The organism is Pseudomonas sp. SDO5591_S426 (assembly GCF_054070755.1).
Window position 1 is genome coordinate 1 of record NZ_JBSVXD010000395.1, and the last position, 1,463, is coordinate 1,463.

Sequence of the window (1,463 nt, forward strand, 5' to 3'; positions counted from 1 at the left end):
TGTCTACGCCATCGCGAGCAAGCTCGCTCCCACAGGAATGGGTGTTTTATTGAGGATTTTCCGTGCGTTCACTGTTCTGGCGTATCCTGGCCAGCTTCTGGCTGGCCATCGCTCTGGTTGCAGGGCTGTCCATATTGCTCGGGCACATGCTCAACCAGGATGCGTGGATTCTCAGCCGCCATCCGGGCCTCAACACCCTGGCCGAACAGTGGACGCAAACCTACGAAGCCCAAGGCGAAGTCGACGCCCAGGACCTGCTGGAACAACGTAAACGCCAGTATCACATCGACGTCCAGGTGCTCAACGAGAGCGGTGACCCGGTGGTGCGCGGCACCTTTCCGCGCCGCGCCGCCGCCTTCGAAGCACGGCAGAACAACGACGACCGACGCCTGCCATGGCGGCGCCTGACCGATGAATACACCAGCGAAAAAACCGGCGACACCTACCTGTTCATCTACCGGATTCCCCACCCCGAACTCAACGCCTGGCACCGCGAAAGCCTGCTCTGGCCGCTGAGTGCATTGGGCATTGCCTTGGTGGTGCTGACCCTGTTCAGCCTGCTGGTGACCTTCTCCATCACTCGCCCGCTCAGTCGTTTACGCGGCGCGGTGCATGATCTGGGGCAAACCACGTACCAACAGAACAGCCTGATCAAACTGGCCAACCGGCGCGATGAATTCGGGGTACTGGCCAACGACTTCAACCGCATGGGTTCGCGCCTGCAAAGCCTGATCGGCAGCCAACGTCAGCTGCTGCGAGATGTATCCCACGAACTGCGTTCCCCGCTCGCCCGGTTGCGCATCGCCCTCGCACTGGCCGAACGGGCCACGCCTCAGGAACGGGAAAAACTCTGGCCGCGCCTCACCCGCGAATGCGACCGGCTCGAAGCGTTGATCAGTGAAATCCTGGTACTGGCGCGGGTCGATGCCGACAACGCCAGCGCCGAAGACGTAGACCTGAACTCGCTGCTCAATACTCTGCAAAAAGATGCGCAACTGGGTTCACCGGATCAACTGGTCCATCTCGAAGCCGAGGCGCAACTGAGTCTCAAGGGCTGGCCGACCATGATCGAGCGCGCCGTCGACAACCTGCTGCGCAACGCCCAACGCTTCAATCCGGTCGGCGGTCTGCCGATTGAAATGCAGGCGTTACGCAATGGCGAACGGATTGTGGTGAGCGTACGTGATCATGGGCCGGGGGTCGACGCGGAACATTTGAACCAGCTCGGCGAGCCGTTCTATCGTGCGCCGGGGCAGACAGCGGCCGGGCATGGCCTGGGCCTGGCGATTGCCCGGCGAGCGGCCGAGCGCCATGGCGGGAATCTGGTGCTGGCCAATCACCCGGAGGGCGGGTTTATTGCCAGTCTGGAATTGCCGTTGGTGCCGGGGGCTGTCGTTTCGCCGTAAAAATGGGGTGATGCAAAAAGATCGCAGCCTCGTTTCACTCGACAGCTCCTACAAGGT

At 61.6% G+C, this 1,463-nt stretch carries 1 protein-coding gene; it reads left to right on the plus strand.

The genetic code is table 11. The features are described from left to right. Positions 1 to 62: 62 nt before the first annotated feature. On the plus strand, positions 63 to 1,406 hold the full coding sequence (locus ACW9JC_RS30240) for a sensor histidine kinase (RefSeq protein WP_457459648.1): 1,344 nt from the start codon (positions 63 to 65) through the stop codon (positions 1,404 to 1,406). Positions 1,407 to 1,463: the final 57 nt, after the last annotated feature.